Raw genomic sequence first — 26,080 nt, forward strand, 5'->3', positions numbered from 1 at the left:
GTTAGCCCTCTCGTTCGTCATTCGAATCGAGAAGGCCAACATAACAAACGATAGGCAACGAATTATTTGGCTTTGGTCAAGCCCTGTAAGGAACTCGATACAAACAACGGGGCGCATTGCGCGCCCCGTCGGATCAGGTGATGTTGTTCGCGACCGGCTCGTCCAGCCCCATCGCATGCAACCGCGAGTAGTAGCCGCCTTTGGCGAGCAGTTCGACATGCGTACCACGCTCGACAATTTCACCGTGGTCCATCACCAGAATCAGGTCGGCTTTCTCGATAGTGGACAAACGGTGCGCGATCACCAGGGTGGTGCGACCTTTCATGACCTTATCCAACGCAGCTTGAATGTGCCGCTCGGACTCGGTATCCAGCGCCGATGTCGCCTCATCCAGGATCAGCAGCGGGGCATTTTTCAGCAGGGCCCGGGCGATTGCCAGACGCTGGCGCTGACCACCGGAGAGCAGCACGCCGTTTTCACCGACCTCGGTGTCCAGGCCTTTTGGCAGCTCCGAGATGAAGTCCATGGCGTAGGCATCGGCCGCAGCTTTCTCGATGTCGGCACGCGGCGCGTCGGCCAGGTCGCCATAGGCGATGTTGTTGGCCACGGTGTCGTTGAACAGAGTCACGTGCTGGGTAACCTGGGCTACATGCCGGCGCAGGTTGCGCAGGCGGTAGTCTTCAATCTCGACCTCGTCCAGCAGGATTTCCCCGGTTTCATGATGGTAGAAACGCGGGATCAGGCTGGCCAGGGTCGACTTGCCGCTGCCTGAGCGGCCAACCAGAGCGATCATCTGCCCAGGGGCTGCGCTGAAGCTGATGTTCTTGAGCACCTCGCGTTCAGTACCTGGGTAAGTGAAGCTCAGGTTGCGCACGTCCAGGCGACCGCTGACGCGATCACGCTCCACGGTACCGCCGTCGACTTCAGGCACTTCATCCAGCTGTTCGAAGATGCTCTCGGCACCCGCCACGCCTTTCTGGATCGTCGAGCTGACTTCCGACAACTGGCGGATCGGCTTGGGCAGCAGGCCCGCCGCGGTGATGTAGGCAACCAGATCGCCCGCCGTGGCGTCACCGCGCAACAGCAGTACCAGGAACATCAACACAGCCATGGCCGTGTAGATCACCAGCTGCAGCATCGGCGTATAGACCGCACCGGTCTTGTTCATGCGCAATTGCTTGTCGGTGTTGCCCTGGCTGGCGGCGGCAAAGCGACGCTGTTCATAGTCTTCGCCACCGAAGCTGCGCACCACACGGTAGCCCTGGATAGTCTCGGAGGCGACGTGGGTCACGTCACCCATCGCCACCTGGATCTTCTTGCTCTGCTTGCGGAATTTCTTGCTGGTGCTGCCGACCATGATTGCGATCAGCGGCAGGATCGCCAGCATCACCAGGGTCAGTTTCCAGTTCATCCACAGCAGGTAACCGAACAGGAACACCACCGTCAGGCCTTCGCGGATCACGACCTTGATCGCATCCGTGGCAGCGCCGGTGACCATGGTCACGTTGAAGGTGATGCGTGAGATCAGGTGCCCCGAGTTATGGGTATCGAAGTAGCGGTTAGGCAGCACCAATAGCTTGTTGAACAGCTGGACCCGCAGGTCATGCACCAGCCCCAAGGAAACCTTGGCCAGGTAGTAGTTGCCCAGGAAAGACCCGAGGCCTTGCCACGCGGCGATCAGGATGATCAGCAGCGGCACGGCCATCAGCAACTTCAGGTCCTTGAAAAACGGAACCTTGGGCAGGAACACCACATCGGGATTGCTCAAGCCATCCACGAAGTACTTGAGAATCCCGGCGAGCATTGGCTGGGTCGAAGCAAAGATCACGAAGCCCACGATACTCAGCAGGAACATGCCGAGGTACGGTTTCACATAGCCCAGCAGCCGGAAATAAATTTTCAGGCTGGATTCCTGGTCCGCTTTGGGCGGTGCGTCACTCATGTGTCGAGCTCACTGATTGGGTAGGACGCGAACTTTATCACACACGTCGGGTTTGGCCCGCGCCCAGACCAAAACACTGGCCAGCGCAACCGGCAACCAGGTGATGAACCACTCGGCCCGAGGAGTGCCTGTGAGGCTTGCCGCATCGAATTGCATCGCCAGGGACGAGAACACCCACATGCCGATAATGCCCTTGCCGTACGGGGTGTCGCGCATTTTCAAGGCTTGCCACAGCACGCCGAACCATACCGCCGACCACAGGATCAGGCCCGGCAGGCCCAGCTCGATGGTCACATGGGTGAACAGGTTGTGGGAGTGATCGAAACGGTGCTCACCCCAGAACAGATTGTAATCACCACCCAGGCCCAGGCCCGTCCAGGGACGCTCGCTAATCATCTGCATCGCTGCCATAAAAATCTGCGGCCGGAAGGACGCGCCACGAGACAGCATCAACGACTGCATCGACAGGAATACCAGCACTGCCGCCACCACTGACGCGATGGCAATCAGGGTGCTGCGCCGGTCTCGGCACCACAGCGGCATGGCCACCACACTCAAAAACAGGGCCAATGCGGCGCCGCGGCTTTGGCTGGCTACCACAAACAGGCCGAGCAAGCCGATCGCCGCCATGCAGGCTACTTGCATCCAGCGCTCACGCGGCATCCAGTGCAGCAACCACACGGCAGCCAGACCAATCACATACGCGCCCAGGATCGGGTGAGACAACTGACCCAGCCCTTCAAGACGCGCGTACCAAACGTTCCCTTCCATGCCATAGAACTTGATCATGGCCAGCAGCGACGACAAGGCAAGACCAAAGCCGCCCCACTGCATCAAACGAATCACGCGCTGGGGCTGTGCTTCGGCGAGTATCGGAAAGAACAACAGGAACACGCCGATATAGAGCAGGCGCTTGGCCTCGCGGGAGCCGTCTTCGGCATTGGTCCACCACAGGCTGATCAAGCCCCATGCCGCCAGCGCGGCGAGTGCCAGACAGATCCAGCGCTGAGCGCGCCAGACTTGTTTGAGTTGCTCACGGGCAGACCAGGCAAACACCAGCGCCGGCAGCCACAGAAAGAGCGCCAGCCCCTGTTGATAAACTTTGTTGGTCGGCGCGAACGCTATCGCCAGCAAAAACCACAACAACCCAAAACACATCCATCCGCGCGCCCAACGACCTGCTTGCATCACCCGCTCCTAATACGGCCAACCTGCCAACCTGGCATGGTTAAAACTAAAAACTTTCGGCATCATTGCCGACCACTGTGCCCGTGACTCCAACAAGGCTTTCCGACGATGCAATGTTCAAGGCTCCCCCAAACCACGCTAAACACGATGATTGAAGGCGCCAGAATCCTGGAAAAGGACAGCTACGGGCCCAAAGTCTACCTGCTGACGGACGGGAACATTCTTAAACTGTTTCGTCGTAAACGTTTTTTTTCGTCGGCACTGTTGCGCCCCTACTCCAAGCGCTTCATCGATAACGCGGTCAAGCTGCAAGAACGCGGTATTCCAACCCTGACCGTCCTTGAGTACTTCCAACTGGACGCTGCAGGCATGACCGCTGTGCTGTATAGCCCGCTGCCGGGCGAGACACTGCGCCAGATTGCCAACAAAGAAGGCTTTGACTGGGAGCAGAACCTGGACCCGCTGGTGGCGCTGATTCGCCGCTTGCACACTGCCGGCATCTACTTTCGCTCCCTGCACCTGGGCAATATCGTCGTCACGCCGGACAACCAGATGGGCCTGATCGACGTAGCAGACATGCGCTTCCTGCGCGCGCCGTTGAGCCCGGCACTGGCGCGGCGCAACCTGCAGCATTTCGCCCGCTATATTGCGCGCGAGAAGCTGAACGAACGCTTTCCAATGCAGGCACTGGAGCAAGCGCTGCTAGGTGCATGAGAACAGACGCCGGGTGGTTTCACTGAATTCATTCCAGGCTTGCTCCGGCGCCAACGCCCGCAACTGAGCCTCGACAACCTCCTCACCCGAACTCGCGAACGCGCGGGTCAGGAGCTCGCCCCAAAACGCGGCATTGTCTGCCGGGGCGTACCAACCGGCATCCCCCAGTTGCTCGCGGAACACTGCCAGTTCACTGGTCAGTACGGGCACGCCGACCATCACCGCCTCTTGCAGAATCAACCCCAGGCCTTCTTCCGTCGAAGGGATGGCAACCCAGTCAAACGCCCGGTAAAGGCTGGCCGCATCAGGCAGATGCCCAGGCAGCGACACTTTGTCCTGCAAGCCAAGCGCTGCGATACGTGCCTCAAGCCCGGGCCTCGCTGGCCCTTCGCCGAGGATCACCAGCCGCGCATGGGGCTGATCAGCCGCCGCACGGGCAAAGGCCTCCAACAAACAGGCAAACCCCTTGCCGTCTACCAGTCGACCAACCGCACCCACTACGGGCGTGCCAGACAACGGCAAGCCCAGACGGGATCGCGCCTGCTCACGGGAAAGCGCCGCAGCGCGAAAAACGGCCGGGTCAAAGGCGCTGCGCAGCACCGTCACTGGCCGTTGCAGAGAACGCTCCAGCGAGTGTGCAAGGGTTTTCGAGACGGCCGTCAGCGTCAGTTGGGACGCCGGGAATTGATCGAACAACTGTTGATCAGCACGCCGCAAGCGCGTGGCACCATGAAAAATCACCACCGCACGCACGTTCGGTAAACGCTTGAGCACGGGCAAAAGCACCCGCGCAACACCGACCCCATCAAGAAGCACAACCTGTACATCCTCAGGCAGGGCCTTCTGGAAACGTGCACGCATCAAGGGCATCAACCATTTCCAGAAGTGCCGCCCCTTGAGCCTGGCGGAAGAGAGGTTCCACTCCACGGCCTGTTCAACCAGGCCGTCACTCGAATCAGCACTGCCTTGAAGCAACCAGGTGTGAATCGGTACGCCGCTGTCGGCGCGGGACAGTATCTGCCGATGAACCTTCTGCACCGAAGCAAATGCAGAACCACCGGCCCACATGATGTTGAGAATACTCATCGCAAAACCTTATGAGGCGTTGTTGTCGCGTGTTGGAATTACCAGGGAATCGCCCACCCGATAACCAGCCCCAGGCTCAGCATGACTGCCAGCTTCACCCGCTCTCTGCGCTTACGCCGTGCTTTGGTCGCGCGCTCTTCTGATGTCGACACATGCAAGCCAAAGCCAGTGTGCAACACCGCATCGCCTTCCAGGGTAACGGCAGGCAGATTCAACTGGGCGTACCGCCTGGAAAGCCCCTTCTCACCCTCGAACCCGGCGTAAGGTGCGCACAACCAGTATTCCTTGATACGCCGCAGGCCGGGGTTAAGAGAAAACCCCTGCCATTCAGGTTTCTCAGACAACAACGGATAACACGGTACGCCACCAATCACCTCGCGTGGCCCACGGTGGATATAGGGGCTGTGCACCTGCAAATCGTAGACAAAGTTACGCAACCAGACTTGCAGGATATCGGGACGCTGCTCCAGCACCACCTTGGAATCTTCGACAAACCCAGGCCGGTAAAACGCCCAGTCATCTTCGCAATGGAAGATGTAGGGGGTTTTGACCGATCCATAGGCCAGGTCGATGGAAGCCAGTTGCCCAAGCTTCGGACGGTTGATCAAAAAAGTGCAATGACTGTGCCAGTGCTCGGGAATCGCGAGACGTACCGCTTCATCGCCAGAGTCTTCAGTAATGAAGACTTCGCGTATGTCTGCGGTATTGAACAGGTCGAAGCTCTCAAGCGTACGCTTCAACAAATCGAAGCGGCCGCAACTGGTCACGACGAGGGTTATGTCGCTCTGATCGGAGAATTGCATTCAAGTCTCGATAGGTTGTTTAGCCATCATTGGCTGCCATGCGTCCGATGTCACACGCCCAGTTTCAGGCGCAGCGTTTCCAGCAAACTCAGTGGAGCACGCGGCCGCAACGGCGGCTTCAGGGCTTCAACAATACGCTGCCCGATGCGCGCAAAGCTGAACTGGCTGACGGCGAGGTCTTGCCCGTTGCGCGCAATCTCTGCAGCCAGTTGCGGGTTGGCGCGCAGTTGCGAGAGCTTTTGCTGCAACTGTGGAATGTCCTTGTAGAACACCACATTGACCATGTCCTTGAAGCCAAGGGCCTCGTTCTCCGCAGCCCCTTGGTCAAACGCCAGCAGCACACACCCGCAGGCCATGGCTTCGAAGTTCTTGATCATGTACTCGCCCATGCCCACGTCGGCGCTGACGAAAAAGCGAATCCGGTTGAGGGTCGCGCAGTACTCCTCACCCGACTTGGTGCGCGTGACCACCAAAGGCTCAACCCGTGCCAACTCATCGAGCAGTGCTTTGCGTCCGCTATAGGCCACGCTGTTGGTGCTGCCGACAAATGCCAGCTCGATGTCGCGCTCAAGTCCCTGGGGCTGCAACAGCGCCTGGTCGTAACCCTTGGGCACAAACACCGCATCAAAGCCTTCGGCACGCAGGCGCTCGGTCACCATGTGGCCCGAGCTGATCACCCGTGCCCAGGGCAAACGACGGTAGTGGGCACTGAATTTACCGGTGTACTTGCAGGGAATGTAGTTCTGGTAGGCATCGTGTTCGAGGATCACCAGATTCGGGATCGTACGGATGAACCCGGCCTGGCGGATTTCCTGCTTGAAGCGCAGGAAGAACACGATGCGGTCATAGCGCGTCACGTCGACTTCGCGCTTGAAGTAACCGCGCAGGTTGCGCTGCTCATCACTGCTCAGCCAGCGGGTATCACACTCGCAGTGCTCGGCAATGCCTTCGTACAAGCGATCCAGAATCGCACGCTGCTCTTTCTGCACCAGAAATAAAACTTTCATGACTTTCCCTTTCACAAATGCCTTCACAAACGCCAGAACAACTCATGCCGTCGTACGGCCTTGCGGAAAAATTCGTTCTCACCATAAGGCGACCGCGCCCGGCCCGCCAACACCCGCTGCAGCCAGCGGCGCATACGCCGCTTGAACGGCGGAGCGGGCTGCAGGTCATGCATCATGCCCAGCGCCATGGCTTTGTCACGCTGCTGCGCCAACGACAGTGGCAGGCTGCACGGGCGTAGCTCAAGCGTATCGTCGAACAGCGGCGGCAAGGCAATACCGGCGCCCGCGTCACCCATGGGCCAGCGGTCGTTGTCATGCAGATGGTTGGCGTAACCCAGTACGACGGTCGGCTGCCATTCCAACCCTTGCAACGCCTCGACCACCGCTTGCTGCGCGCAGATATGGTCTGGGTGAGGGTCGAGCACTGGATGCGGCAATACGATCACTTCGGGACGTGCCGTCAGCAGCAACTGGCGCAGATCGGCCAGCAGGTTGTTCCAAGTCGGCAGGCCGTCAACATCCGCCGGCAACGGGAACGGATTGAACTGGCGAAACAGGCGGATATCCGACAGCTCAGCTTCGCGCGAGGCCACTGGCTGATCAGGCGTTGCGCGCATCGCCGGCAGTTGCAGGCAGAAGTAGCCCAACTGCACGCAATGCGCCTGCGGCACACCGGCCCAAAGCGGCACGGCAATGCTGTCCCAGGCGCGCAGTCGGCCCTTGATGCGCGAGGCTTCGACCGGGTCCAGACCCATTTGCTGATAATGCTCGGCTTCGATTTCACCGGCGGTGAGGGTCACGATCCACGGTTTTTCAGCCTGGCTGTATAAGCCAAAAGCGGCCAGCTCGGCGTCGTCGGCATGGGGCGCGATGACCATCACCCGCTGTTTTGAATACTCCGGATTGCCCCAGGCCCACAACCGGGGCGCGCCGTGCAACGTGCAAAAGCGCCCGCGCAAACGCAGCTCGCCCGCCGCCAGGGCGGGCGCCAGACCACTGAGATTGAGATAACGAATGCCGTTCACACCGCGCTCGAAAGCCTGGCGATCAGTGCTGTCACCGCCTGTAATCTCAACGGCCGGATCCAGAAAGCGACCTAACCAACCGCTCTTGATCTTGATGGCCAATACCAAGGTCGCATCGGCTTGCAGGGGTGAATCAACCCGCAGCTGCCCGCCTTCGAAGCGAACCCCAGCCACTTCGGCTTCCGCCGAAAAACGGTATTGATAGTCTTCGCTGGGGGCATAAAACAGATGGTCGGCAAACCACGCCTCATGGGCGATCCAGGCCAGCACTCCGAGTACCAGCGGCAGCCACCAGGCAACCCAGACACCGATCACCACCAGCAGCAACAGGCCGATCAATACGGCGACACGTTTGTTGCGCCGATGGCGCTTGAGCAATTGTTGTTTGCGGCTCATACGGTCAGCACCGGCACGGGGTTGCACCAACGGTCCTTGTACTCACGGTCGGCACGCCCGAAGGAAAAGCGCAGCGGCTTGCCGACTTCACGCGCCTGTTCCCAAGCGCTTTGGGTGTTGAGGAAACTCAGGACGCTGCCCGGGCTGAACGCGCGGGTTTCAGGGTCGACACCGCCGTTGACGTACTCCACGCTGATCCACTCGGGCGATTCGACCCGGTACACCAACTGGACAGCGATGGGCGCATCGTTGAGAAAAATAACCGAGCCGATCAGCCACTCGCGCAGCAGCTCGATTACTTCAGCCATGCGCTCGGCCCCCGTGGCGACAAATCCCCAGCGGCGTAGGAACAGATCGCAGTAGATAGCAGCCAATTCCTGACTGGAAAACTCACTGACCGGGCGCACGACACCGCCTGCCTCTTCGAGCAAACGCAGTTCGCGGCGCTGGTTATAGCGGAATTTCTTCGACAGTTCTTCCGGGGTGCGGGCCATGGCCAGTTGCTCGGCCTGGGGCTTGAGGCCGCTGAAACGGCCTTCGTTCAGGACCGACAGGTAGCGTGCGCGGTGGCGCAACGGCGCCTGGGTGTTCGCGGCGGCCGGCAGGATCAACTCGGCGTTACCCAAATCAAACAGGCCTTTCTTGCCCTTTTGTTTGAGCACGTCCTTGGACAACGCAAGGTCGCGGCCCCAGGTGGCGATGCACGCCTGCAGTTCACCGCCCTGCTCCCAGGCCAGGTAACGCACCGGGATATCGGCCAACCCGGCCAGACGTTCGATCACTTGAGGATGGGTCGCGACACTGCCGCCAAAACGTTGCCAGGCGTCGTTGTACGCACGCGCGTCGACGACGGACCAGCCGCGCTCGCGCCAGCCTTGAAATCGATTGAGCATCAAGCCCCCGCGGTCAGTTCAATAACGTGCGGCAGTTGCCAGAAGGTATCGCGTACCGCCTGATCCGAGAAACGCGTATGCAGGCGTTCCAGCATCATCTCGGCACACTGCCGTTGCTGGTGCTGATCCATCCCGGCCAGGTGCCGCAGCCCCTGCGCGAGATGTTCGGCGTCGCCGAAGGGAAACAGAATACCGACGCCTTCGACCACTTCCTTCGCGCCGCCACAGGCCGTGGCCAGCAACGGTACGCCGGCCGCCATGGCCTCCAGCAGCACCATGCCGAACGGTTCGTGATCGGAGCTCAGGGCAAACACATCGAATGCGCGGAAATACCGACGCGCATCCGGCACCTGGCCGAGGAACAGCACCTTGTCGGCAATCCCCAGCTCACGAGCCTGATCCTTGAGCGCTTGTTCAAGGCGTCCGGTACCAAGGATCGCCAAGCGACTCTCGGCCGGTAAGTGCGGCAATGCCAGGGCAAAACCCTTGAGCAGCGTGGCCTGGTCTTTATCCGGGTGCAGGCGGCCGACATTGCCGACCACCCACTCATCCGGCGACAGGCCCAAGGCATCGCGCGCCTCATCCACAGCCACCTGGATGGCCTGCAACGCGTCGACATCAATGCGGTTATACAACGTCTGGATGCGCGCAGCGGGCCAGGCCGGCAGGCAGCGGCGCATGTCATCACGCACAGCGTCGGAAACCCCCAGCAAGCTCAGGCGCTTGCGAAAGATCCCAGCAAACAGCTTACGGCTGCCGCGCAGGTAATCACCGAACGCGTGATGCACGCCGATGACCGGCAACCGCGTGCCAAGCAAGGCGATATAGATCGGCTTGAACCGGTGGGCGATACAAAAGCTGAAATTGCGCGACGCGGCGATCTTGCGCAGTTCACGGATGGCACCCAGCTTCAAGCCACGAATGGCTTTGGAGCTGAATTCCATGAACAACACTTCATCGGACGCACACCCGGCCGCTACAGCAGGGTCAGCGACCCCGGTGAGAAACACCGTGGTCACTTTGTAGCCAGAGCCTGCGAACAGACTCGCGTACTGCCGTGCGCAGTCCAGGAACGGCCCGTCATAGCCATGGCAGAACTGCAGGACGTGGCGGTCAGCCGAGCGCGTCATAAGGGTCCACGCCGTCTTTGACGACCAGGATGTCTTCCATGATCAGGTACTGCAGGTCGGAGCCGAAGAACATGTCCAGCGCGTCTTTCGGCGAGCAGATCATTGCTTCGCCACGACGGTTGAGCGAGGTGTTCAGCGACACGCCGTTGCCGGTCAGCACTTCGAGCTCTTTCATCATGTCGTAGTAGCGCGGGTTGTATTCGCGCTTGAGGACCTGGGCGCGGGAGGTGCCATCTTCATGGACCACTTCCGGCACGCGGGTCTTCCATTCTTCCGACACTTCAAAGGTGAAGGTCATGAACGGCGCCGGGTGATCGACCTTGATCATCTGTGGGGCCACGGTGTCGAGCATCGACGGGCAGAAAGGCCTCCAGCGCTCGCGGAACTTGATCTGGTGGTTGATGCGGTCAGCCACGCCGGTCGCGCTTGGGCAACCGATGATCGAACGACCACCCAACGCACGCGGGCCAAACTCCATGCGGCCCTGGAACCAGGCCACGGGGTTGCCATCGACCATGATCTTGGCAATGCGCTTGGGCATGTTTTCGATTTTGCGCCACACCGGTTTGCTCTCGTGCTTGGCGCACGCAGCAATCACCTCTTCGTTGCTGTAGGACGGGCCGAGGTAGACGTGCTCCATCTTCTCCACCGGCACACCACGGGCGTGGGACACATAGGCCGCCGCGCCAACCGCAGTGCCGGCATCGCCGGACGCAGGCTGCACGAACAGCTCTTTCACGTCGTCGCGGGCAATGATCTTCTGGTTCAGCTTGACGTTCAGTGCACAGCCGCCGGCGAAGGCCAGCTTGCCGGTGTCCTTGAGGATGTCGCCCAGATAGTGGTCGATCATCTGCAAGGCCAGTTTCTCGAACAGCGCTTGCATGCTCGCGGCGTAGTGGATGTAAGGCTCGTCGGCGATGTCGCCTTCGCGCTTCGGACCCAGCCACTCGATCAGTTTTGGCGAGAAGTAGAAGCCCTTGCCCTTCTCTTTATACCGGCGCAGGCCGATGACGTTGGCGTAGTCGGTGTTGATCACCAGCTCGCCGTTCTCAAAGGAGGCCAGGCGCGAGAAGTCGTACTTGCTGGCGTCGCCGTACGGCGCCATGCCCATGACCTTGAACTCGCCGTCGAGCATCTCGAAACCGAGGAACTCGGTGATCGCGCCGTACAGGCCGCCGAGGGAGTCCGGATCGTAGAACTCCTTGATCTTGTGGATCTTGCCGTTTTCGCCGTAGCCGAAGAACGTGGTGGCGTACTCACCCTTGCCGTCGATCCCGAGGATCGCGGTCTTCTCCTGGAAGCCGGAGCAGTGGTAGGCGCTGGAAGCGTGGGCCAGGTGGTGTTCAACCGGTTCGATCTTGATTTTCTTCGGATCGAAGCCCAGTTGCTCCAGGCACCAGACGATCTTGTTGCGATAGCGTTTGTAGCGACGGTTGCCCATCAGGATCGCGTCGAGGGCGCGGTCCGGGGCGTACCAGTAACGCTTGGCGTAGTGCCAACGTGCCTCGCCGAACAGGCTGATCGGGGCGAACGGGATCGCTACCACGTCAACGTCGGAAGGCTTGATACCGGCCTGTTCCAAGCAGAACTTCGCCGATTCGTAGGGCATGCGGTTCTTTGCATGTTTGTCGCGTACGAAGCGCTCTTCTTCGGCGGCCGCGATCAGCTTGCCGTCGATATACAAGGCTGCGGAAGGATCATGGCTAAGGGCGCCGGACAGGCCAAGAATCGTCAATGCCACTGGGGTCTAGCCTCTTTTAGTCTGCATGCAGGCGGGTTGCGCCTGAAAAAAGTGTGCTTCCCACCTGGGCAGGAAACAGCTAAAGGGCGGGATTATAGCTTAAAAATGATGGGAAACTGCTAGCCGCAAGGGGTTAGCGAAGCTCAACACTCCCGTCAGCACGTTGCCGGTAGATCGTGTAGGGCAGGATGAGCGTATCGAGAACACCGGATACCGGCACATCGAGAACAGCCCAGGGAATTCCGTTCAGCGAAAGCCCATCGGCAGAATTCGCCGGCCCATGCAGCACGCACAAGTCATACGCCACGCCGCTGTAGACACGAGGGACAGACTGACAATAGGTTTTTTTCCCCTTGAGTTCCCGCACGGTGACGTCATCACCGCGAAACACCGTGGTGACCGTTCCGCAGCCGCCCACGATTAACGTCATGCCCACCAACACCAACAACCGCACGATAGGGGTCCGCATATCTAATTCTTCTTTTAAATTCAGGGAGCGAAAAGCTAGCACTGCGAAACCCGCGGCTCAGGCATCCGGAACCGACGCCTAGCGTAGGACGCTTCCGGTTCTGACCAGTTGCAACGAATTCGGCAAAACAAGGGTTGAATCGTTAAACTCGCACTTTTTACGCCTACGCCAATCACTCGCGTTGCGCCATAGACCCGGCCTCATCATGACCCCAATTATCCCCACTCGCCTTGCCGTTCTGCTGCTAGGCCTGTGCACCACCGCCCTGGCCGACGATGCGCCCCTGGTCCTCGATCCCAGCGTGGTCACCGGCTCGCGCAGCGCCAGCCCGACGTTCGACCTGCCGTATTCGGTGGACAGTGTCAGCCGCGAACAAATCAGCGACGGCCAATTGGGTATCAACGCTTCCGAAGCCCTGTCCCGCGTGCCCGGCCTGGTGGTGCAGAACCGCCAAAACTACGCCCAGGACCTGCAGATTTCCTCACGCGGCTTTGGCGCCCGGTCGGCCTTTGGCGTGCGCGGCATCAAGTTGATCGCCGACGGCATCCCCGCCAGCACCCCGGATGGCCAGGGCCAGGCGGCCACATTCAACCTCGACACCGCCGAACGCATCGAAGTGCTGCGTGGGCCGGCCGCCACCTTGTACGGCAGCAACGCCGGCGGCGTGATCCAGATGTTCTCCCGCGACGGCGAAGGCCCGCCACGTATCGGCGCCGAAACCCTGATCGGCAGCGACGGCCTGAACAAAAACCACCTGAGCGCCGAAGGCGCGACCAACGGCGCAGGTTTTGTGCTCGACGCGTCGCGCATGGACACCAACGGCTACCGCGACCACAGCAGCGCACGCCGGGACCAGACCTTTGCCAAGCTCAATGTCCAGCCCGATGACGACAGCAAACTGGCGCTGATCTACAGCAGCCTGGAACAGAACGGCACTCAGGACCCGCTGGGGCAAACGTGGGAAGCGTACAAAGCGGACCCGCGCTCGGTGAGCAGTAATGCGCTGACGTACAACACGCGCAAAAGCATCGATCACCAGCAATTGGGGATGAATTACGAGCGCTACATCGGCGATGCGACGTTGCAGGTAAATGCCTACACGGGGCGTAGGAGTGTGATTCAGTACTTGTCGATTCCAGGCACTATCCCCGCGGGCAAACGCGGCGGCGTAGTAGCATTCGACCGCAAGTTCTACGGCGGCTCTGTCCACTGGCTGCAACCTATCAACAGCGCGCCCGGCGACCTGACCCTGATCGCCGGCCTGGACTACGATCGCAGCCAGGATGATCGCCAAGGTTATTCCAACACCGTCAACGGGGTGCAAGGCGTCAAAGGCGCCTTGGGCCGCGATGAAATCGACACCGCCACCAGCCTCGACCCGTTCGTGCAAGCCAACTGGTTGCTGGGCGACTGGACTCTGCAAGCCGGTTTGCGTCACAACACTATGAAAATGGACGTGGAGGACCGCTTCGTCAGCGGTACCGACGGCGACGACAGCGGCAGCAAGACCTACCAGAAGAACACCCCATCGGTCAGCGTGATGTACGCTTTCACGCCCGACCTGCACGGCTATGTGAGCGCGGGCAAAGGTTTTGAAACGCCGACACAAGCCGAGTCGGCCTACTCCAGCAGCTCAAACGGTTTCAACTTCGCGCTCAAACCGTCGGTCAGCACGCAGTACGAAGTCGGTTTGAAAGCACGACTTGGCCAAGACACACGCATCAACGCTGCCGTCTTCCAGATCACGACCGAAGATGAACTGGTGATACAGCAATCCTTTGGAGGGCGTTCCACCTATCAAAACGCCGGCCGCACCCTGCGCCGCGGCTTCGAACTGGGCCTCGAAAGCCAACTCGCCGAACACTGGACCACCAGCCTCGCCTATACCCGCCTGCAAGCCACCTACGACAGCGACTTCGTCAGCGGCACCAGTACCGCCGTCGATAAGGGCAACTACCTCCCTGGCGTCCCGCAAACCACGCTGTTCGCCGAACTCAACTGGAAACCCCGCGACTGGGTGAGCACCGCCATCGAGGGCATGTACCGCAGCAAGGTCTACGTCGAAGACACCAACAGCCAGCACGCCGCGCCGGGCTACAGCGTGTTCAACTGGCGCGCGCGCTTCGAACAGAAAGTCGAGCACTGGACCTTCCACCAGACCCTGCGCCTGGACAACCTGCTGGACCGCCAGTACGTCGGTTCAGTCATCGTCGGCGACAGCAACGGTCGCTACTACGAAGCGGGACCGGGCCGCTCGTGGTACGCCGGCGCAGGTGCCGAGTACCAGTTCTGATCAGCGGGATTCCAGCAACCGGCGACTGGCAAAGCTGAACGCCAGCACCACAAAAATCAGCACACCGGTCGCCACTTGCTGCCAGTAGAAATTCCAGCCGATCAGCAGCAAGCCGTTGGCGATCACGTTGATAAACAACACCCCCAGCAGGGTTCCGGGAACATTCGCCCGCCCCTGCCGGCTCAAGGTGGTGCCGATAAAGACCGCGCCGATGGCATTGAGCAAAAACGCATTGCCCGACAGCGGCACATAGGCGCTGACCGTCGAACTGAGCAACACCCCCGCCACGCCACAGGCCAAGGCAGTCGCCAAGGCCACGACGGTGACGATTCGCTGCACCGATAAGCCTGAGTAATACGCCAGCAGCGGCTGGGTGCCCTGGGCCAGGAGTTCGCGGCCCAGTCGTCCGCGCGCCAATACCAGGCCATAGAACAACGCCAGTCCCAGCACGATCAGCAAAGGCGTAAGGCCGATCAGTTCAGGCTTCACACCCTGGCTGATGTAGATAGGCTGGCCGCCGTCCGAGAGCAATTGCTGGGCACTGGTGCCGATAAACAGCGTGCCCAGGGTGGCAAGGAATGGACTGATCCGCAGGCCGGCGATCAACCCAGCATTCACCACACCGACCAACAGGGCCGCGACCAACGCCCCGGTCGCGGCAACTGCCCAGCCATGCCCACCATTGAGCAACACCACAAAACTGAAACTGGCGAAATCCAGTGCCGTGCCCACTGACAGGTCGATGCCACCCGCCGCCACGGCGTATGTCATGCCGATGGCGACAATCGCCAGCAGCACGAAGTTATTCAGCACCAGGCTTTTGAGGTTGCCGCCGCTCAGGAAGCCCGGCGCCTGCAAGGCAAACACCAACACGATCACCCCAAACACCAGCGGCAACGTCAACGGCAGTAAGACGCGTGGGTTCATGAGCCGGCTCCCCGATTCAATGCGCTGGACGCGGCCACCACCAGCAGGATCAGCACGCCCTGCACACCGTTGACCCAGAAATTCGACAAGTTGAGCAGTTGAAATCCATTGATCAGAAAACCGATCAGCAACGCCGCCAACAACGTCCCAGGAATACTTGCCACCAGCCGCCGCGAAAACACCACGCCCAGAAAGGCAATCGCCACCACCGACAGCAACATGTCACCGGAGCCCGTGGTGCTGCCGCTGAAAAACGCTGCCGAACATAACGCCGCCACACCAGCGCACAGGCCAGACAGCGCGTAACTCGACACCCCATAAGCCCGTACGCGAATGCCCGCCGCTTGCGCCGCCTGGGGATATTCACCCACCGCATGCAGGCGCAGGCCGTAGGCCGAATGCTGGACCAACAGGGTCAGCAACCCGGCCGTCAGCAGCAACACCCAGGCCAGTGCCGGCACCGCCAGCCAACTGCCGCCGCTGAGCACGTCCAGCAACGGCGAGTCGGTGGAAACCACGGTATTTTCCGTCAGCACCAATTCCAGTCCCGCCAGCACATTCATGCTCGCCAGTGTGGCCAACAGCGGCGGCAAGCGCAGCAACACCACGGCCAAGCCGTTGACCAGACCGACTGCCAGGCCGCAGCCCAAGGTCAGCAGCAGGGTGAGCCAAAGCTCCAGCCCGGCATTGTTAAGGCGGCTGAACACCGCCGCGCACAACCCCAGATTGGCCGCCAGCGACAGGTCGAGCCCACCGGCCAGCACATTCGAGCCGCCGCCGATAATCACGCAGGTCAACCCGAAGGCCAGCACGCCGAGAATCGCTGATTGGCTGAACACATTGGCCACGTTGCCCAGCGACAGAAACCCCGGCGCCGCCAGGGCAAACCCCAGCAAAATCGCCAGGAATACACCCACCGAACCCCGTCTCAGTAGTACCTCAAGCATGCTCGACCTCCCGCACCGGCACAGCAGCAGCGGGCACGGCGCCTGTAGCACAGGCGAGCAACTGATCGCTGTCAGCCTCCCCCGCACGAAATTCACCCGCAATCTCGCCGCGATGCAGCACCAGTATTCGATCACTGATCCCCAGCAACTCCTGCAAATCCGATGACAGCACCAACACCGCTGCGCCCTCTTCTACCAGGCGTCCAATCAGGCGATAGATTTCCACCTTGGCGCCCACGTCCACGCCCACACAGGGCTCATCCAGCAGGTACACCGCCGAGCGGCGGCTGAGCCATTTACCCAGGGCGACTTTCTGCTGATTACCCCCACTCAGTTGGCTAACGGCGGCGTGAGGCCCAGGCGTCTTTATCGCCAGCTCTTCAATCAACCGCGCGGTTTCCGTCTGCTCGCTGCGCCGGCTCAGCAAGCCCCAGCGGCTGAACCGCGAGAGCCCCGCCAGTGTCAGGTTTTCCAGCACCGACAACACCGGCGAGATGCCCTGACTACGCCGTTCCTCGGGCACCAGCGCGATGCCGTCGGCAATCGCCTGGCCCGGTGAACGCAGGCGCAGCAAGCGCCCGTCCAGATGCACACTGCCGCTGTCGGCCCGCTCGACACCAAACAGCGTCTTGAACAATTCCTTCGCGCCGGAACCGACCAATCCGGTGAGGCCGACGATTTCTCCGCGCCGCACCTCCAGGTCAATTTGCCGATAACGCCGTGCCAGACTCAGCCCGCGCACCTGCAACAGCGGCGCCCCCAACTCGACCTTGGCCTTGGGGTACATCTCCTGCACGTCGCGGTTGACCATCAGCCGTGCAATCTCTGCGCTCGACGTGTGCCGTGGCTGCACCACCGCCACATCCCGACCGTTGCGCAGCACCGTGACGTCATCGCACAGGCTGTCGATTTCCTGCAGGTAGTGGGAGATGTAGAGGATCGACAGCCCCTGGTCGCGCAGGCGCTTGACGATGCGCAGCAACTGGTCGACCTCGCGCTTGACCAGCGCCACGCTGGGCTCGTCGAACACCAGGATCTTCGGCTGGCGAATCAGCGCCCGGGTGATTTGCAGTACCTGGCGCTCGGCGCTGTTCAACTCGCCGACCAAGGCACCGGGCGGCAGTTGCAGGTCAAAGTATTCCGTCAGCAGGCGCTGCGCTTCACGCTGTTGCCGCCGCCGGTCCACAAACGGCCCCCGGCGCAACTCATGCCCAAAAAACAGCGCTTCGCCCACGGTAAAACTGGCGGGCAGCAGGCGTTCTTGATGGATGAACTGCACGCCCAATGCGTCCACTTGACGCGGCGACAGCGTTGCATAGGCCTGGCCGTCGATACTCAGCTGCCCGGCGTCGGCCGTGTGGATACCGGCGAGTATCTTGATCAACGTCGACTTGCCCGCGCCGTTCTCGCCCACCAGCCCATGGATGCTGCCGCGCTCGACCTTAAGGCTCGCATCATCCAGCGCCTGGGTGGCGCCAAAGCGCTTACGCAGGTGTTGCAGGTGCAATGCCGCCATCAGTCACCCCGCAACTGTTGAACCTGTGCCAGGTTGCCGGCGGTGGTCAGCAAGGTGGCGACATGGGTTTCCTTAGGCAGGTCACGTTGCCCGGCCAGGTAGCGCGCCACGTTTTGCACCGCCGTCTTGCCGATCAGCGCCGGTTGCTGCGCGACCACTGCGCCCACCGGCGAGTTCGCCTGACCGAGCAGCGCCAGCACTTCGGGGGTGCCATCGACGCCGTAGGTCTTGATCTCGGTGCGCTTGGCATCGATCAACGCTTTGCTCGCGCCCAACTGCGGAATGTCCCAGGCCGACCAGATCGCCGACACGCTGCCCGCCGGGTACTTGTTGAGCAACGCCGACACTTGGGAGTAGGCGTCCTGCACGGTATTGGGGATCACATCGCGCAGCTCGGGCTGGATGATTTCCAGCTGCGGATAATCCTTGAGCGCCAGCTTCAACTGGTCATAACGAATCGCACACACCGGCACACCGTAGAAGCCGTTGAACACCAGAATCTTGCCCTTGCCGCCAGCGTCCTTGATCAGTTGATCGGCCAGGGCTTTGCCGGTGGCGACGTTGTCCGAAGTGGTGTTATTGAGGCTGTACTGCGACGGCGCATCGATGGTGAACAGCGGAATCCCGGCCTTGCTGATGCGCTTGAGCCACGGGTCGATCACGCTGAGGGTGCCGAGGGTCTGGATCACCGCGTCGGGCTTCTGGGTGACCACGGTTTGCAGTTGGGTCACCAGGTTCTTGTCATTGCGCCCGGCGTCGAGGGTGATCGGCGTACCACCCAGGCGCTTGATCTCATCCACCTGGGCCTGGAACGCCTTGATATCAAAATAATGACTGGTGCCGGTCATGCTCACCGCAATGCGCTTACCGGCCAGGGACGGCACGGCATCATCGCCTTCGGCAGCGTGGACGACGGCAGCGTGGCCCAGCAGCACAGCAACGCCGAGGCAAATCAAACGGGTAAGCGAGGAAAGGCTGGAAGGCATACAAGGCTCCGCGGGCGGCTGGTGAAAGGGTTCACCAGGAGACTTTGCAGAGGCCATGCCAGATTTTTTATCTATAAAAATCAGTCGGATAGAAAATACTGAGTGCGTAAGCGCTGTCGTTCTTCACTCACAAATGCCCAAGCACTGTTGCTGACACAACACTTAAGAAGAGCACCATAACTGTGGTGAGCGGGCTTGCCCCGCGCTGGGCTGCGCAGCGGCCCCAAAACCAGCCGCTGCGATTTACCTGAAGCATTGCGGTGCTTCTAGTGGGGCTGCTACGCAGCCCAGCGCGGGGCAAGCCCGCTCACCACAGGAAGACCGCTCACGACGTGTAAGCGCTGTCGCTCTTCACTCACAAATGCCCAAGCACTTTTGCTGACACAACACTTAAGGAGAACACCATAACTGTGGTGAGCGGGCTTGCCCCGCGCTGGGCTGCGCAGCGGCCCCAAAACCAGCCGCTGCGATTTACCTGAAGCATTGCGGTGCTTCTAGTGGGCCTGCTACGCAGCCCAGCGCGGGGCAAGCCCGCTCACCACAAGAAGACCGCTCACCACGTGTAAGCGCTGTCGTTCTTCACTCACAAATGCCCAAGCACCGTTGCTGACACAACACTTAAGGAGAGCACCATAACTGTGGTGAGCGGGCTTGCCCCGCGCTGGGCTGCGCAGCGGCCCCAAAACCAGCCGCTGCGATTTACCTGAAGCATTGCGGTGCGTCTAGTGGGGCTGCTGCGCAGCCCAGCGCGGGGCAAGCCCGCTCACCACAGGAAGACCGCTCACCACGTGTAAAGCGCTGTCGTTCTTCACTCACAAATGCCCAAGCACTTTTGCTGACACAACACTTAAGGAGAGCACCATAACTGTGGTGAGCGGGCTTGCCCCGCGCTGGGCTGCGCAGCGGCCCCAAAACCAGCCGCTGCGATTTACCTGAAGCATTGCGGTGCTTCTAGTGGGCCTGCTGCGCAGCCCAGCGCGGGGCAAGCCCGCTCACCACAGGAAGACAGCTCACCACAAGAAGCACACTCACCACAGGAAGACAGCTCACCACAGGAAGCCCATTCACCGCAGGAAGACAGCTCACCACAGGAAGCACGTGTTCAGTCGATGGTTTTAGGCAGTCGCTGATCAATCAGTTTGTACAACGCACTGTCCTGCGGCCAATTACGCATAAAGCGCGCACGATCCTTCGCGTATGCCGTGGCGAAGCTGGCGGCGGAGGTGTGTTGGCACATTGCATCGAGGTCTATCAGCGACCAGCGGTCCTTGTCCCAGAACAGGTTATGGCCCTTGAAATCGCCATGACTGATGCGTTCGCGGATCAGTTCGGCAAACAGCTTGTCGAGTGCCAGCAGCTCACCTTCCGGTGCATCACCGTGTTCAATATAGGGCGCAAAACGCTCGATGATGTCCGGGCCCGGCAGGTATTCGGTGATCAGATAAGCCCGACTGCGCAGCCACAAAAAGCGCTTTTCCAACACAGCCAAAGGCTTCGGCGTGGCGATACCAAGGAACGCCAGGCGATTGCCTTCGCGCCAGGAATGCCAGGCGCGACTTGGGCGCCAGAAGCGCTTGAGCCAGTGGGCAAAGCCCTTGATGTTGTAGCGCTTGATAACCAGCGGGCGACCGGCTACCTCGACCTTGGCCACGCTCGCGGCGCCACCGGTCTTGTACAAGTGGCCCTGGTCGAGCAGCGCATCGGCCTGTTCCAGCACCGGCAGCATCGCGGCCTCTTCTTCGCGACGAATCGCGCGCAAACCAAAGGCGCCGCGTACCACGCTGAACAACGTGCATTCGCGGCCGACCTTGTTCAAAAAGTCCTTCAAGCGCCAAGCGCTGACCTTGCGCACCTGCTTCTCCAGGGCTTCCAGCGGCAAGGCGTGTTCGCCGTTGCTCAGCAGGTAATACACAAGCAACTCTTCGGTAAACGGCTCAAGGTTTTTCGGCAACTGGGCGAAAAACACGCCGAGGTTTTCCAGCACGCGGTTACGCGACAGCGGCTTGCCGGCCTCTTCGACGCGGATACCGGCACCGTCGATCAGGTACAGCTTGCCGTCCTGGCGCAGCAGGTTGTCCAGGTGCAGGTCTTCCTGCCACAAGCCTTTGGTGTGCATCTGGGCAATCGCGCCCAGTGCTTCGGCGAGCACGGCGGTTTGCTCGTCAGCCAACGGTGGCAGGCCTTCGACGGCATGCCAGGCATCGGCCAGGCTTTCGGCGCCTTCGATAAACTCAAACAGCAGCCAGCCGCCTTCGCCTTCCTGCAGGCCATCGGCGAGCAACAGCGGCGTGGTCAGGCCTTGTTCGGCCAGTAGTCGTACGCCACTCAGTTCACGCTGAAAGTGCCGCGCGGCCTTGCTGCCCACCAACAACTTGGCCAGCACCGGACGCCCGCGCCAGACTGCCGCGCCCACGTAACGCTCGCCCGGTAACACGCGCAAAAGGCTCAGCAGTTGCAGTTGGCCGGGGCCAGCGGCATCCGCCAGGTCAAGGGTCAGGGGCAGGCTCGGTGTGCGGCCGGCGCTTTTCAGCTCGGACAGGCGCATCAGCGGTTCTCCTTGTGGCTACGCCGAACCGTCAGGCGTTGCAGCCAGGTCGCGACCAGCGCGCTGTCTTCGGGCTGATCGAGGTAGGCCGCCAGCAGTTGACGCACCTGCACGTCCGACCACTGCCGTGCACGACGCAACAACGGTTCCAGGTCCTTGACCCGATCACGCCAGCCGAACAGCAGCGGGCGGGTTTTTTCCAGGTCGATCAACTGCGCGGCATAACCGTCGCCGGTCGCCTGCAGGAAAATATGCTTGGGGTAAAAGCAGCCATGGACCTGGCCGAGGCTGTGCAACCGGCGCGCCAATTGGCCGCACGCCAACAGGATCGCGCGGTGCTGGGCGTCGCTCAGTTGCGGCCACTGCTCCAGCAATGAATCCAAGTCATTCCAGCCGTCGAGGGCGCGGGTCAGCAGCATTGCGCGGTGTTCACCGGCGACCTTGCGCTCCCCGTAAAACGCCGCCTGCAAGGCCGGGATACCCAGCGAGCGGTAACGACTGATATTGCGAAACTCACGGGAGAAACTCGGCTCGCCCAGCGGTCGGTGCAAGCTGCGCGTGAGGTAGTTGCTCTGGCGCTTTAGGTAATACCCGTGGCCATCGAGCTCCAGACGAAACACGCTACTCCAGCCGCCACGGCTGGTGTTGGGCTCGTCCACCGCGTCCAGTTGCTTGGCCCACAGCGCGTCGAATGTCGCGAGGCCGTGGCGCTCCAGCAAGGCACGGTCTTCAGCCGCCAGAAAATCACTCATTCGCGTCCCTCGAAAAACTTCACTACGTGGCGGATCCGCCGCTTGTCCGAATCGCTCAGGTGCCGACACCCACGGTACTGCATGTAGAAACGCAGACGCTGGGTAGCCGACAGGTGATACTTGGCCACCTTGTCGAGGCAGGCCAAGTCCTTGGTGATGCGGTACTTGAGCCAGAAACCGCGCCAGAAATCGCCGTTGGGGCAATCGATCAGGTACAGGGTCTGCTGGTCGTCGATCAGCAGGTTGCGCCACTTCAAATCGTTATGGGTAAAGCGCTGGTCGTGCATCGTGCGCGTGTACTCGGCGAGTTGGCGGCTGACGACATCGACCCACTTGGGGTCGCGCAGGCGCGCATCTTTACGCTCGGCCACCACCGAAAGATCTTCGGTATTAGGCAACTCACGAGTGATCATCGCACCACGGTCGTAGGCCAGGCCATTGCGCTCCAGGCCCCAAGCCACCACATCGGCGGTGGGAATGCCCCACTTGGCGAAGCGCTTGAGGTTCTGCCATTCGGACTTTACCCGCGGCTTGCCCAGATAACGCCGCAGGCCCTTGCCGGCGCCGGTGTAGCGCTTGACGTAGTAATTGACCCCGCCGCGCTGCACCCGGATCACTTCCGATAACGGATCGCGGGTCAGCCGCTCGCCTTGCAGGGCGAACACCGCGTCGAGGCTTCCAAAATCATCCGCCAGGGCGGCATAAGCAGGTTCCAGGTTCCAACCCGCCATCAGATCGCATCCCCGTAGCGTTGCTTGCGTGCGTACAGCTTGTCGGCCTTGCGCTGCATCAGGCTCAGGGACGCCGATTGCTCGGTCAGGATCTGGCGCAGCGGCTGGCGGAAATAGCCCTTGAGGAAGCGCAGTTTGTCGCGACGGGTCAGGCCGATGTCCAGCGCTGAGTAATACAGTGCCGACAGGTCCTTGTCGCGCCAGCGCAGCGGCAAATGGGCCCGCATTTGGGCGCGGTGCAGGTCGATCACCGAGAGTTTGATGTCACGCGCGTCGATCGGCTTGGACGTGTCCAGCAGGAAGTGGCACAGGTAGCAGTCGCGATGGTTTACGCCGCCCCGGTGCATGTCGCCGACCATGCGCGCCAGCTCTGCGGTGAGGGCATGACGCAAGGCAGGTGCGGGCGGCTCGGCGGCCCAGTTGAGGGTCACGTCTTCAAGGCTGAGGGTCGGCGCCAGTTCTTCGGTGATGATGAACGAGTGTTGGTCCGCCGGGTTGCTGCCTTTTTCGCCGAAGGCCACGCCGGTCATGGTCGGTACGCCGATCTCCTGCAAGCGGTGAATGGCATCCCATTCCAGACCGGCGCCCAGTACCGGCAACTTGGCGGTGATCAGGTTCTTGAAGATTTCTGCCCAGCCAATACCGCGATGAATCTTCACGAAATACGGGCGGCCATCCACCTCGGTGCGCAGCGTGCGACGCGCTGCCAGTTCACGGAATACCTGGCCTTGCAGTTTCTCGACTTCGGCGAAAGCATCACGCCCGGCCCATAACGTCTTGAACGGTTCGGCAAGAATCAACTTCATCGTTTTGGCTCCGCCAGAATCACATCCGCAGCGTGCTGCGGCATGCTGTAGAGGTCGGCCGTCTCGGCGAAGGCCAACCCATTGCGGCCCCAGGCCGCGCGCTGTGCAGAATCGGTCAACATTTGCGCCAGGTACTGGTTCAACTGAGCCTGTTCAAAGGGCTCGTCCAGCACCAGCCCACTGTCGGCTTCGGCGATGTAGTGCGCATAGCCACACACGGCGGAAACCAACACCGGCAACCCAGCCACCAGGGCTTCGAGCAACACGGTGCCGGTGTTTTCGTTGTACGCCGGATGGATCAGCAGGTCTGCGCCCAGCAGGAAACGCGGGATATCGCTGCGCCCCTTGAGGAACTGCACGTTGTCGCCCAGCCCAAGAGTGGCGCTTTGCAGTTGGAATACTTTGGGGTCGTCCTGGCCGATTACAAACAGGCGCGTACGTTTTTTCAGTTCAGAGGGCAACGCGGCCAAGGCTTTCAGGCTGCGGTCGACGCCCTTGGTCTTGAATCCAGAGCCGATCTGCACCAGCAGCAGGTCGTCATCGCCGAGGTTGAATTCCTTGCGGAAACCTTCGCGGATTTCAGCCGCGTTCGGCGGCGCGCGACGGTCCTGGGCAATGCCCGGCGGCAGCAGATGGAAGCGTTCCAGCGGGGTGTCGTAATGCTTGATGAACAGCGGCTGCTGCACCTCGGAGATCATCAGGACTTCAGTCTTGGCGTCCTTGGCGAACACCGCACGCTCGTATTCGGCAAAGTGCTTGTAGCGGCCAAAGCTGCGGTACAGCGAATGGCGCAGGTTTTGCGCCTTGTCTTCAAAGCAGCCATCGGCGGCGTAGTACACGTCCAGGCCTGGCATCTTGTTAAAGCCGATCAGGCGGTCCACCGGGCGCTTGGCGAGGTCGGCCTCCATCCACGCACTGAGCTTCTCGTTGCGCTTATGGTTGAAGAACGCTTTGACTGGCGCCACCAGCACTTCGAAGCCGGGCGGGATGTCGCCTTCCCAGATCAGCGTGTAGACACGAATCTGATGGCCGCGCTGCTGGCACTCCAGGGCGATGCGCATGAAGTCGCGCTGCAGGCCACCGAAGGGGAAGTATTTGTACAGAACAAAAGCCAGTTGCATCAGTGCAGCTCCTCAGCCAATAACAACGTGCTCAGCCGGCTTGCCACACGCTCAGGGTTCAGGCGCGTGAAGCACAGGGGCGACTCGCGCTTGATGTCGAACCGACGCAGGTCGTCGGCCGTGGGTTGATAGGTACATTGCTTTTGCAGACACGGTGCGCACGACCAGTCGCTGCCCAAGTGAATCTGGCCCTTGCCGTAAGCGCCGGTCAGGCCGGGGTTGGTGGGGCCGAACAGGGAAATGGTCGGCACGTCCAACGCGGCAGCCAAGTGGCCGAGACCGGTGTCCACCGCGACGCAGGCACGGGCGCCAGCCAATACCCGAGCGACGCCGGCCAGGTTGAGTTTGGGCAGCACTTCGGCGTTGCCCAGGCCTTGGGCCAGGCGTTCGGCGCGGGCTTTTTCGGCGGCATTGCCCCAAGGTAATTTCACGTCCACACCCAAGCGGCCCATGCGCTCAGCCAGCTCGCGCCAATAGGCTTCGGGCCAGTGTTTAGTGTCCCAGGTGGTGCCGTGCAACAGCAGCACAAACGGTTTTTTCGGCGGCAGGCCGAGCAGTTTTTCGGTGCTCAGGCCGTAGTCGCCCAAGCCTTTGGGTAAGTCATAACCCAGCGCCACGGCGAACAGCTGGCGCAGACGCTCCACCGCGTGTTGCCCACGGGCCACGGCCAAGCGTCGCGAGTAGAAGCGCGCCGCAATGGGTTCACGGGCGGAGTTCTTATCGAAGCCCGCTACCGGAGCACGCACATAGCGGGTCAACCAAGCACTTTTGAGCAGGCCTTGGGCGTCGATCACCAGGTCGTATTTGGTCGACTGGATCTGCTGCTTGAAACGCCGCCACTCGCCGCTTTTGATGGTCTGCCAGAGGTTCTTGCGCCAGCGGCGGATCGCCACCGGGATCACTTTGTCTACGGCCGGGTGCCAGGTCGGGATCTCGGCGAAGCCTTCTTCCACCACCCAGTCGAATTGAATGCCGGGGATCGCGCGCGCCGCGTCGGTGAGTGCCGGCAACGCATGAATCACGTCGCCCAGGGATGAGGTCTTGATTACCAGTACCCGCAAC

At 61.1% G+C, this 26,080-nt stretch carries 22 protein-coding genes; 2 read left to right on the plus strand and 20 right to left on the minus strand.

Annotated elements, in window-relative coordinates; genetic code table 11:
- Window positions 1-133: 133 nt before the first annotated feature.
- Window positions 134-1,942: a lipid A export permease/ATP-binding protein MsbA gene (gene msbA, locus ACKZ62_RS26175; protein WP_032890412.1), complete on the minus strand. Its 1,809-nt coding sequence runs from the start codon at window positions 1,940-1,942 to the stop codon at window positions 134-136.
- 9 nt (window positions 1,943-1,951) lie between these two features.
- The gene (locus tag ACKZ62_RS26180; RefSeq protein WP_447096031.1) at window positions 1,952-3,130 is read right to left on the minus strand and encodes an O-antigen ligase family protein; all 1,179 of its coding nucleotides are present in this window, start codon (window positions 3,128-3,130) and stop codon (window positions 1,952-1,954) included.
- Between the two features lie 147 nt (window positions 3,131-3,277).
- Between ACKZ62_RS26180 and ACKZ62_RS26185 the strand changes: the two genes are divergently transcribed.
- On the plus strand, window positions 3,278-3,844 hold the full coding sequence (locus ACKZ62_RS26185; RefSeq protein ID WP_177326457.1) for a BUD32 family EKC/KEOPS complex subunit: 567 nt from the start codon (window positions 3,278-3,280) through the stop codon (window positions 3,842-3,844).
- On the opposite strand, the gene ACKZ62_RS26190 is transcribed toward ACKZ62_RS26185, so the two are convergent.
- From ACKZ62_RS26190 to ACKZ62_RS26225, 8 genes are all read right to left on the minus strand, one after another.
- Window positions 3,833-4,930, minus strand: a complete 1,098-nt coding sequence (locus ACKZ62_RS26190; RefSeq protein ID WP_099602048.1) for a glycosyltransferase — start codon at window positions 4,928-4,930, stop codon at window positions 3,833-3,835. The two genes, ACKZ62_RS26185 and ACKZ62_RS26190, sit on opposite strands and share 12 nt — an antisense overlap.
- Before the next feature lie 38 nt (window positions 4,931-4,968).
- On the minus strand, window positions 4,969-5,733 hold the full coding sequence (locus ACKZ62_RS26195; protein ID WP_447096032.1) for a glycosyltransferase family 2 protein: 765 nt from the start codon (window positions 5,731-5,733) through the stop codon (window positions 4,969-4,971).
- Between the two features lie 50 nt (window positions 5,734-5,783).
- On the minus strand, window positions 5,784-6,740 hold the full coding sequence (locus tag ACKZ62_RS26200) for a glycosyltransferase family protein (RefSeq protein WP_095186086.1): 957 nt from the start codon (window positions 6,738-6,740) through the stop codon (window positions 5,784-5,786).
- A gap of 23 nt (window positions 6,741-6,763) precedes the next feature.
- Window positions 6,764-8,161, minus strand: coding sequence for a PIG-L deacetylase family protein (locus tag ACKZ62_RS26205; RefSeq protein WP_447096033.1), 1,398 nt, complete (start codon window positions 8,159-8,161; stop codon window positions 6,764-6,766).
- Window positions 8,158-9,054 carry an antimicrobial resistance protein Mig-14 gene (locus ACKZ62_RS26210; protein ID WP_032890397.1) on the minus strand — a complete coding sequence of 299 codons (897 nt, stop codon included), beginning with the start codon at window positions 9,052-9,054 and terminating at the stop codon, window positions 8,158-8,160. Before ACKZ62_RS26210 ends, ACKZ62_RS26205 begins: the two co-directional genes overlap by 4 nt.
- A complete protein-coding gene (locus ACKZ62_RS26215; RefSeq protein WP_447096034.1) occupies window positions 9,054-10,184 on the minus strand; it encodes a glycosyltransferase in 1,131 nt (376 codons plus the stop codon). The genes ACKZ62_RS26210 and ACKZ62_RS26215 overlap by 1 nt, the downstream gene beginning before the upstream one ends.
- Window positions 10,168-11,925 (minus strand): carbamoyltransferase family protein, encoded by a 1,758-nt coding sequence (locus ACKZ62_RS26220; protein WP_095186089.1) that lies wholly within the window; start codon window positions 11,923-11,925, stop codon window positions 10,168-10,170. The genes ACKZ62_RS26215 and ACKZ62_RS26220 overlap by 17 nt, the downstream gene beginning before the upstream one ends.
- A gap of 133 nt (window positions 11,926-12,058) precedes the next feature.
- Window positions 12,059-12,394 carry a YceK/YidQ family lipoprotein gene (locus tag ACKZ62_RS26225; RefSeq protein ID WP_032890391.1) on the minus strand — a complete coding sequence of 112 codons (336 nt, stop codon included), beginning with the start codon at window positions 12,392-12,394 and terminating at the stop codon, window positions 12,059-12,061.
- Between the two features lie 205 nt (window positions 12,395-12,599).
- On the opposite strand from ACKZ62_RS26225, the gene ACKZ62_RS26230 reads away from it, so the two are divergent.
- Window positions 12,600-14,687, plus strand: coding sequence for a TonB-dependent receptor family protein (locus ACKZ62_RS26230; RefSeq protein ID WP_447096035.1), 2,088 nt, complete (start codon window positions 12,600-12,602; stop codon window positions 14,685-14,687).
- Here the strand turns inward: ACKZ62_RS26230 and ACKZ62_RS26235 are convergent, their stop codons facing one another.
- From ACKZ62_RS26235 to waaC, 10 genes are all read right to left on the minus strand, one after another.
- Window positions 14,688-15,614, minus strand: coding sequence for an ABC transporter permease (locus ACKZ62_RS26235; protein ID WP_447096036.1), 927 nt, complete (start codon window positions 15,612-15,614; stop codon window positions 14,688-14,690). It abuts the gene before it with no gap.
- Complete coding sequence (locus ACKZ62_RS26240; RefSeq protein ID WP_081797839.1) at window positions 15,611-16,561, minus strand: ABC transporter permease; 951 nt, start codon at window positions 16,559-16,561, stop codon at window positions 15,611-15,613. The genes ACKZ62_RS26235 and ACKZ62_RS26240 overlap by 4 nt, the downstream gene beginning before the upstream one ends.
- Window positions 16,554-18,077 (minus strand): sugar ABC transporter ATP-binding protein, encoded by a 1,524-nt coding sequence (locus tag ACKZ62_RS26245; protein WP_447096037.1) that lies wholly within the window; start codon window positions 18,075-18,077, stop codon window positions 16,554-16,556. The genes ACKZ62_RS26240 and ACKZ62_RS26245 overlap by 8 nt, the downstream gene beginning before the upstream one ends.
- Complete coding sequence (locus tag ACKZ62_RS26250; protein WP_032890384.1) at window positions 18,077-19,063, minus strand: sugar ABC transporter substrate-binding protein; 987 nt, start codon at window positions 19,061-19,063, stop codon at window positions 18,077-18,079. Before ACKZ62_RS26250 ends, ACKZ62_RS26245 begins: the two co-directional genes overlap by 1 nt.
- Before the next feature lie 1,102 nt (window positions 19,064-20,165).
- A complete protein-coding gene (locus ACKZ62_RS26255) occupies window positions 20,166-21,608 on the minus strand; it encodes a lipopolysaccharide kinase InaA family protein (RefSeq protein WP_339483409.1) in 1,443 nt (480 codons plus the stop codon).
- Entirely contained in the window at window positions 21,608-22,360 is a 753-nt protein-coding gene (locus tag ACKZ62_RS26260) for a lipopolysaccharide kinase InaA family protein (RefSeq protein ID WP_032890379.1), read from the minus strand. The genes ACKZ62_RS26255 and ACKZ62_RS26260 overlap by 1 nt, the downstream gene beginning before the upstream one ends.
- Window positions 22,357-23,091 (minus strand): lipopolysaccharide kinase InaA family protein, encoded by a 735-nt coding sequence (locus ACKZ62_RS26265; RefSeq protein ID WP_095186097.1) that lies wholly within the window; start codon window positions 23,089-23,091, stop codon window positions 22,357-22,359. Before ACKZ62_RS26265 ends, ACKZ62_RS26260 begins: the two co-directional genes overlap by 4 nt.
- A complete protein-coding gene (gene rfaP / locus ACKZ62_RS26270; RefSeq protein ID WP_032890375.1) occupies window positions 23,091-23,897 on the minus strand; it encodes a lipopolysaccharide core heptose(I) kinase RfaP in 807 nt (268 codons plus the stop codon). The genes ACKZ62_RS26265 and rfaP overlap by 1 nt, the downstream gene beginning before the upstream one ends.
- Window positions 23,894-25,018 (minus strand): glycosyltransferase family 4 protein, encoded by a 1,125-nt coding sequence (locus tag ACKZ62_RS26275; RefSeq protein ID WP_032890373.1) that lies wholly within the window; start codon window positions 25,016-25,018, stop codon window positions 23,894-23,896. The genes rfaP and ACKZ62_RS26275 overlap by 4 nt, the downstream gene beginning before the upstream one ends.
- Window positions 25,018-26,079, minus strand: coding sequence for a lipopolysaccharide heptosyltransferase I (gene waaC, locus ACKZ62_RS26280; protein ID WP_032890371.1), 1,062 nt, complete (start codon window positions 26,077-26,079; stop codon window positions 25,018-25,020). The genes ACKZ62_RS26275 and waaC overlap by 1 nt, the downstream gene beginning before the upstream one ends.
- Window position 26,080: the final 1 nt, after the last annotated feature.

This window comes from Pseudomonas sivasensis, from assembly GCF_052938085.1.

Excerpts from the sequence above, each read along its gene's own strand:
- msbA (WP_032890412.1), bottom strand. The coding sequence starts at position 1,942 with ATGAGTGACGCACCGCCCAAAGCGGACCAGGAATCCAGCCTGAAAATT.
- ACKZ62_RS26180 (WP_447096031.1), bottom strand. The coding sequence starts at position 3,130 with ATGCAAGCAGGTCGTTGGGCGCGCGGATGGATGTGTTTTGGGTTGTTG.
- ACKZ62_RS26185 (WP_177326457.1), top strand. The coding sequence starts at position 3,278 with ATGATTGAAGGCGCCAGAATCCTGGAAAAGGACAGCTACGGGCCCAAA.
- ACKZ62_RS26190 (WP_099602048.1), bottom strand. The coding sequence starts at position 4,930 with ATGAGTATTCTCAACATCATGTGGGCCGGTGGTTCTGCATTTGCTTCG.
- ACKZ62_RS26195 (WP_447096032.1), bottom strand. The coding sequence starts at position 5,733 with ATGCAATTCTCCGATCAGAGCGACATAACCCTCGTCGTGACCAGTTGC.
- ACKZ62_RS26200 (WP_095186086.1), bottom strand. The coding sequence starts at position 6,740 with ATGAAAGTTTTATTTCTGGTGCAGAAAGAGCAGCGTGCGATTCTGGAT.
- ACKZ62_RS26205 (WP_447096033.1), bottom strand. The coding sequence starts at position 8,161 with ATGAGCCGCAAACAACAATTGCTCAAGCGCCATCGGCGCAACAAACGT.
- ACKZ62_RS26210 (WP_032890397.1), bottom strand. The coding sequence starts at position 9,054 with ATGCTCAATCGATTTCAAGGCTGGCGCGAGCGCGGCTGGTCCGTCGTC.
- ACKZ62_RS26215 (WP_447096034.1), bottom strand. The coding sequence starts at position 10,184 with ATGACGCGCTCGGCTGACCGCCACGTCCTGCAGTTCTGCCATGGCTAT.
- ACKZ62_RS26225 (WP_032890391.1), bottom strand. The coding sequence starts at position 12,394 with ATGCGGACCCCTATCGTGCGGTTGTTGGTGTTGGTGGGCATGACGTTA.
- ACKZ62_RS26230 (WP_447096035.1), top strand. The coding sequence starts at position 12,600 with ATGACCCCAATTATCCCCACTCGCCTTGCCGTTCTGCTGCTAGGCCTG.
- ACKZ62_RS26235 (WP_447096036.1), bottom strand. The coding sequence starts at position 15,614 with ATGAACCCACGCGTCTTACTGCCGTTGACGTTGCCGCTGGTGTTTGGG.
- ACKZ62_RS26240 (WP_081797839.1), bottom strand. The coding sequence starts at position 16,561 with ATGCTTGAGGTACTACTGAGACGGGGTTCGGTGGGTGTATTCCTGGCG.
- ACKZ62_RS26245 (WP_447096037.1), bottom strand. The coding sequence starts at position 18,077 with ATGGCGGCATTGCACCTGCAACACCTGCGTAAGCGCTTTGGCGCCACC.
- ACKZ62_RS26250 (WP_032890384.1), bottom strand. The coding sequence starts at position 19,063 with ATGCCTTCCAGCCTTTCCTCGCTTACCCGTTTGATTTGCCTCGGCGTT.
- ACKZ62_RS26255 (WP_339483409.1), bottom strand. The coding sequence starts at position 21,608 with ATGCGCCTGTCCGAGCTGAAAAGCGCCGGCCGCACACCGAGCCTGCCC.
- ACKZ62_RS26260 (WP_032890379.1), bottom strand. The coding sequence starts at position 22,360 with ATGAGTGATTTTCTGGCGGCTGAAGACCGTGCCTTGCTGGAGCGCCAC.
- ACKZ62_RS26265 (WP_095186097.1), bottom strand. The coding sequence starts at position 23,091 with ATGGCGGGTTGGAACCTGGAACCTGCTTATGCCGCCCTGGCGGATGAT.
- rfaP (WP_032890375.1), bottom strand. The coding sequence starts at position 23,897 with ATGAAGTTGATTCTTGCCGAACCGTTCAAGACGTTATGGGCCGGGCGT.
- ACKZ62_RS26275 (WP_032890373.1), bottom strand. The coding sequence starts at position 25,018 with ATGCAACTGGCTTTTGTTCTGTACAAATACTTCCCCTTCGGTGGCCTG.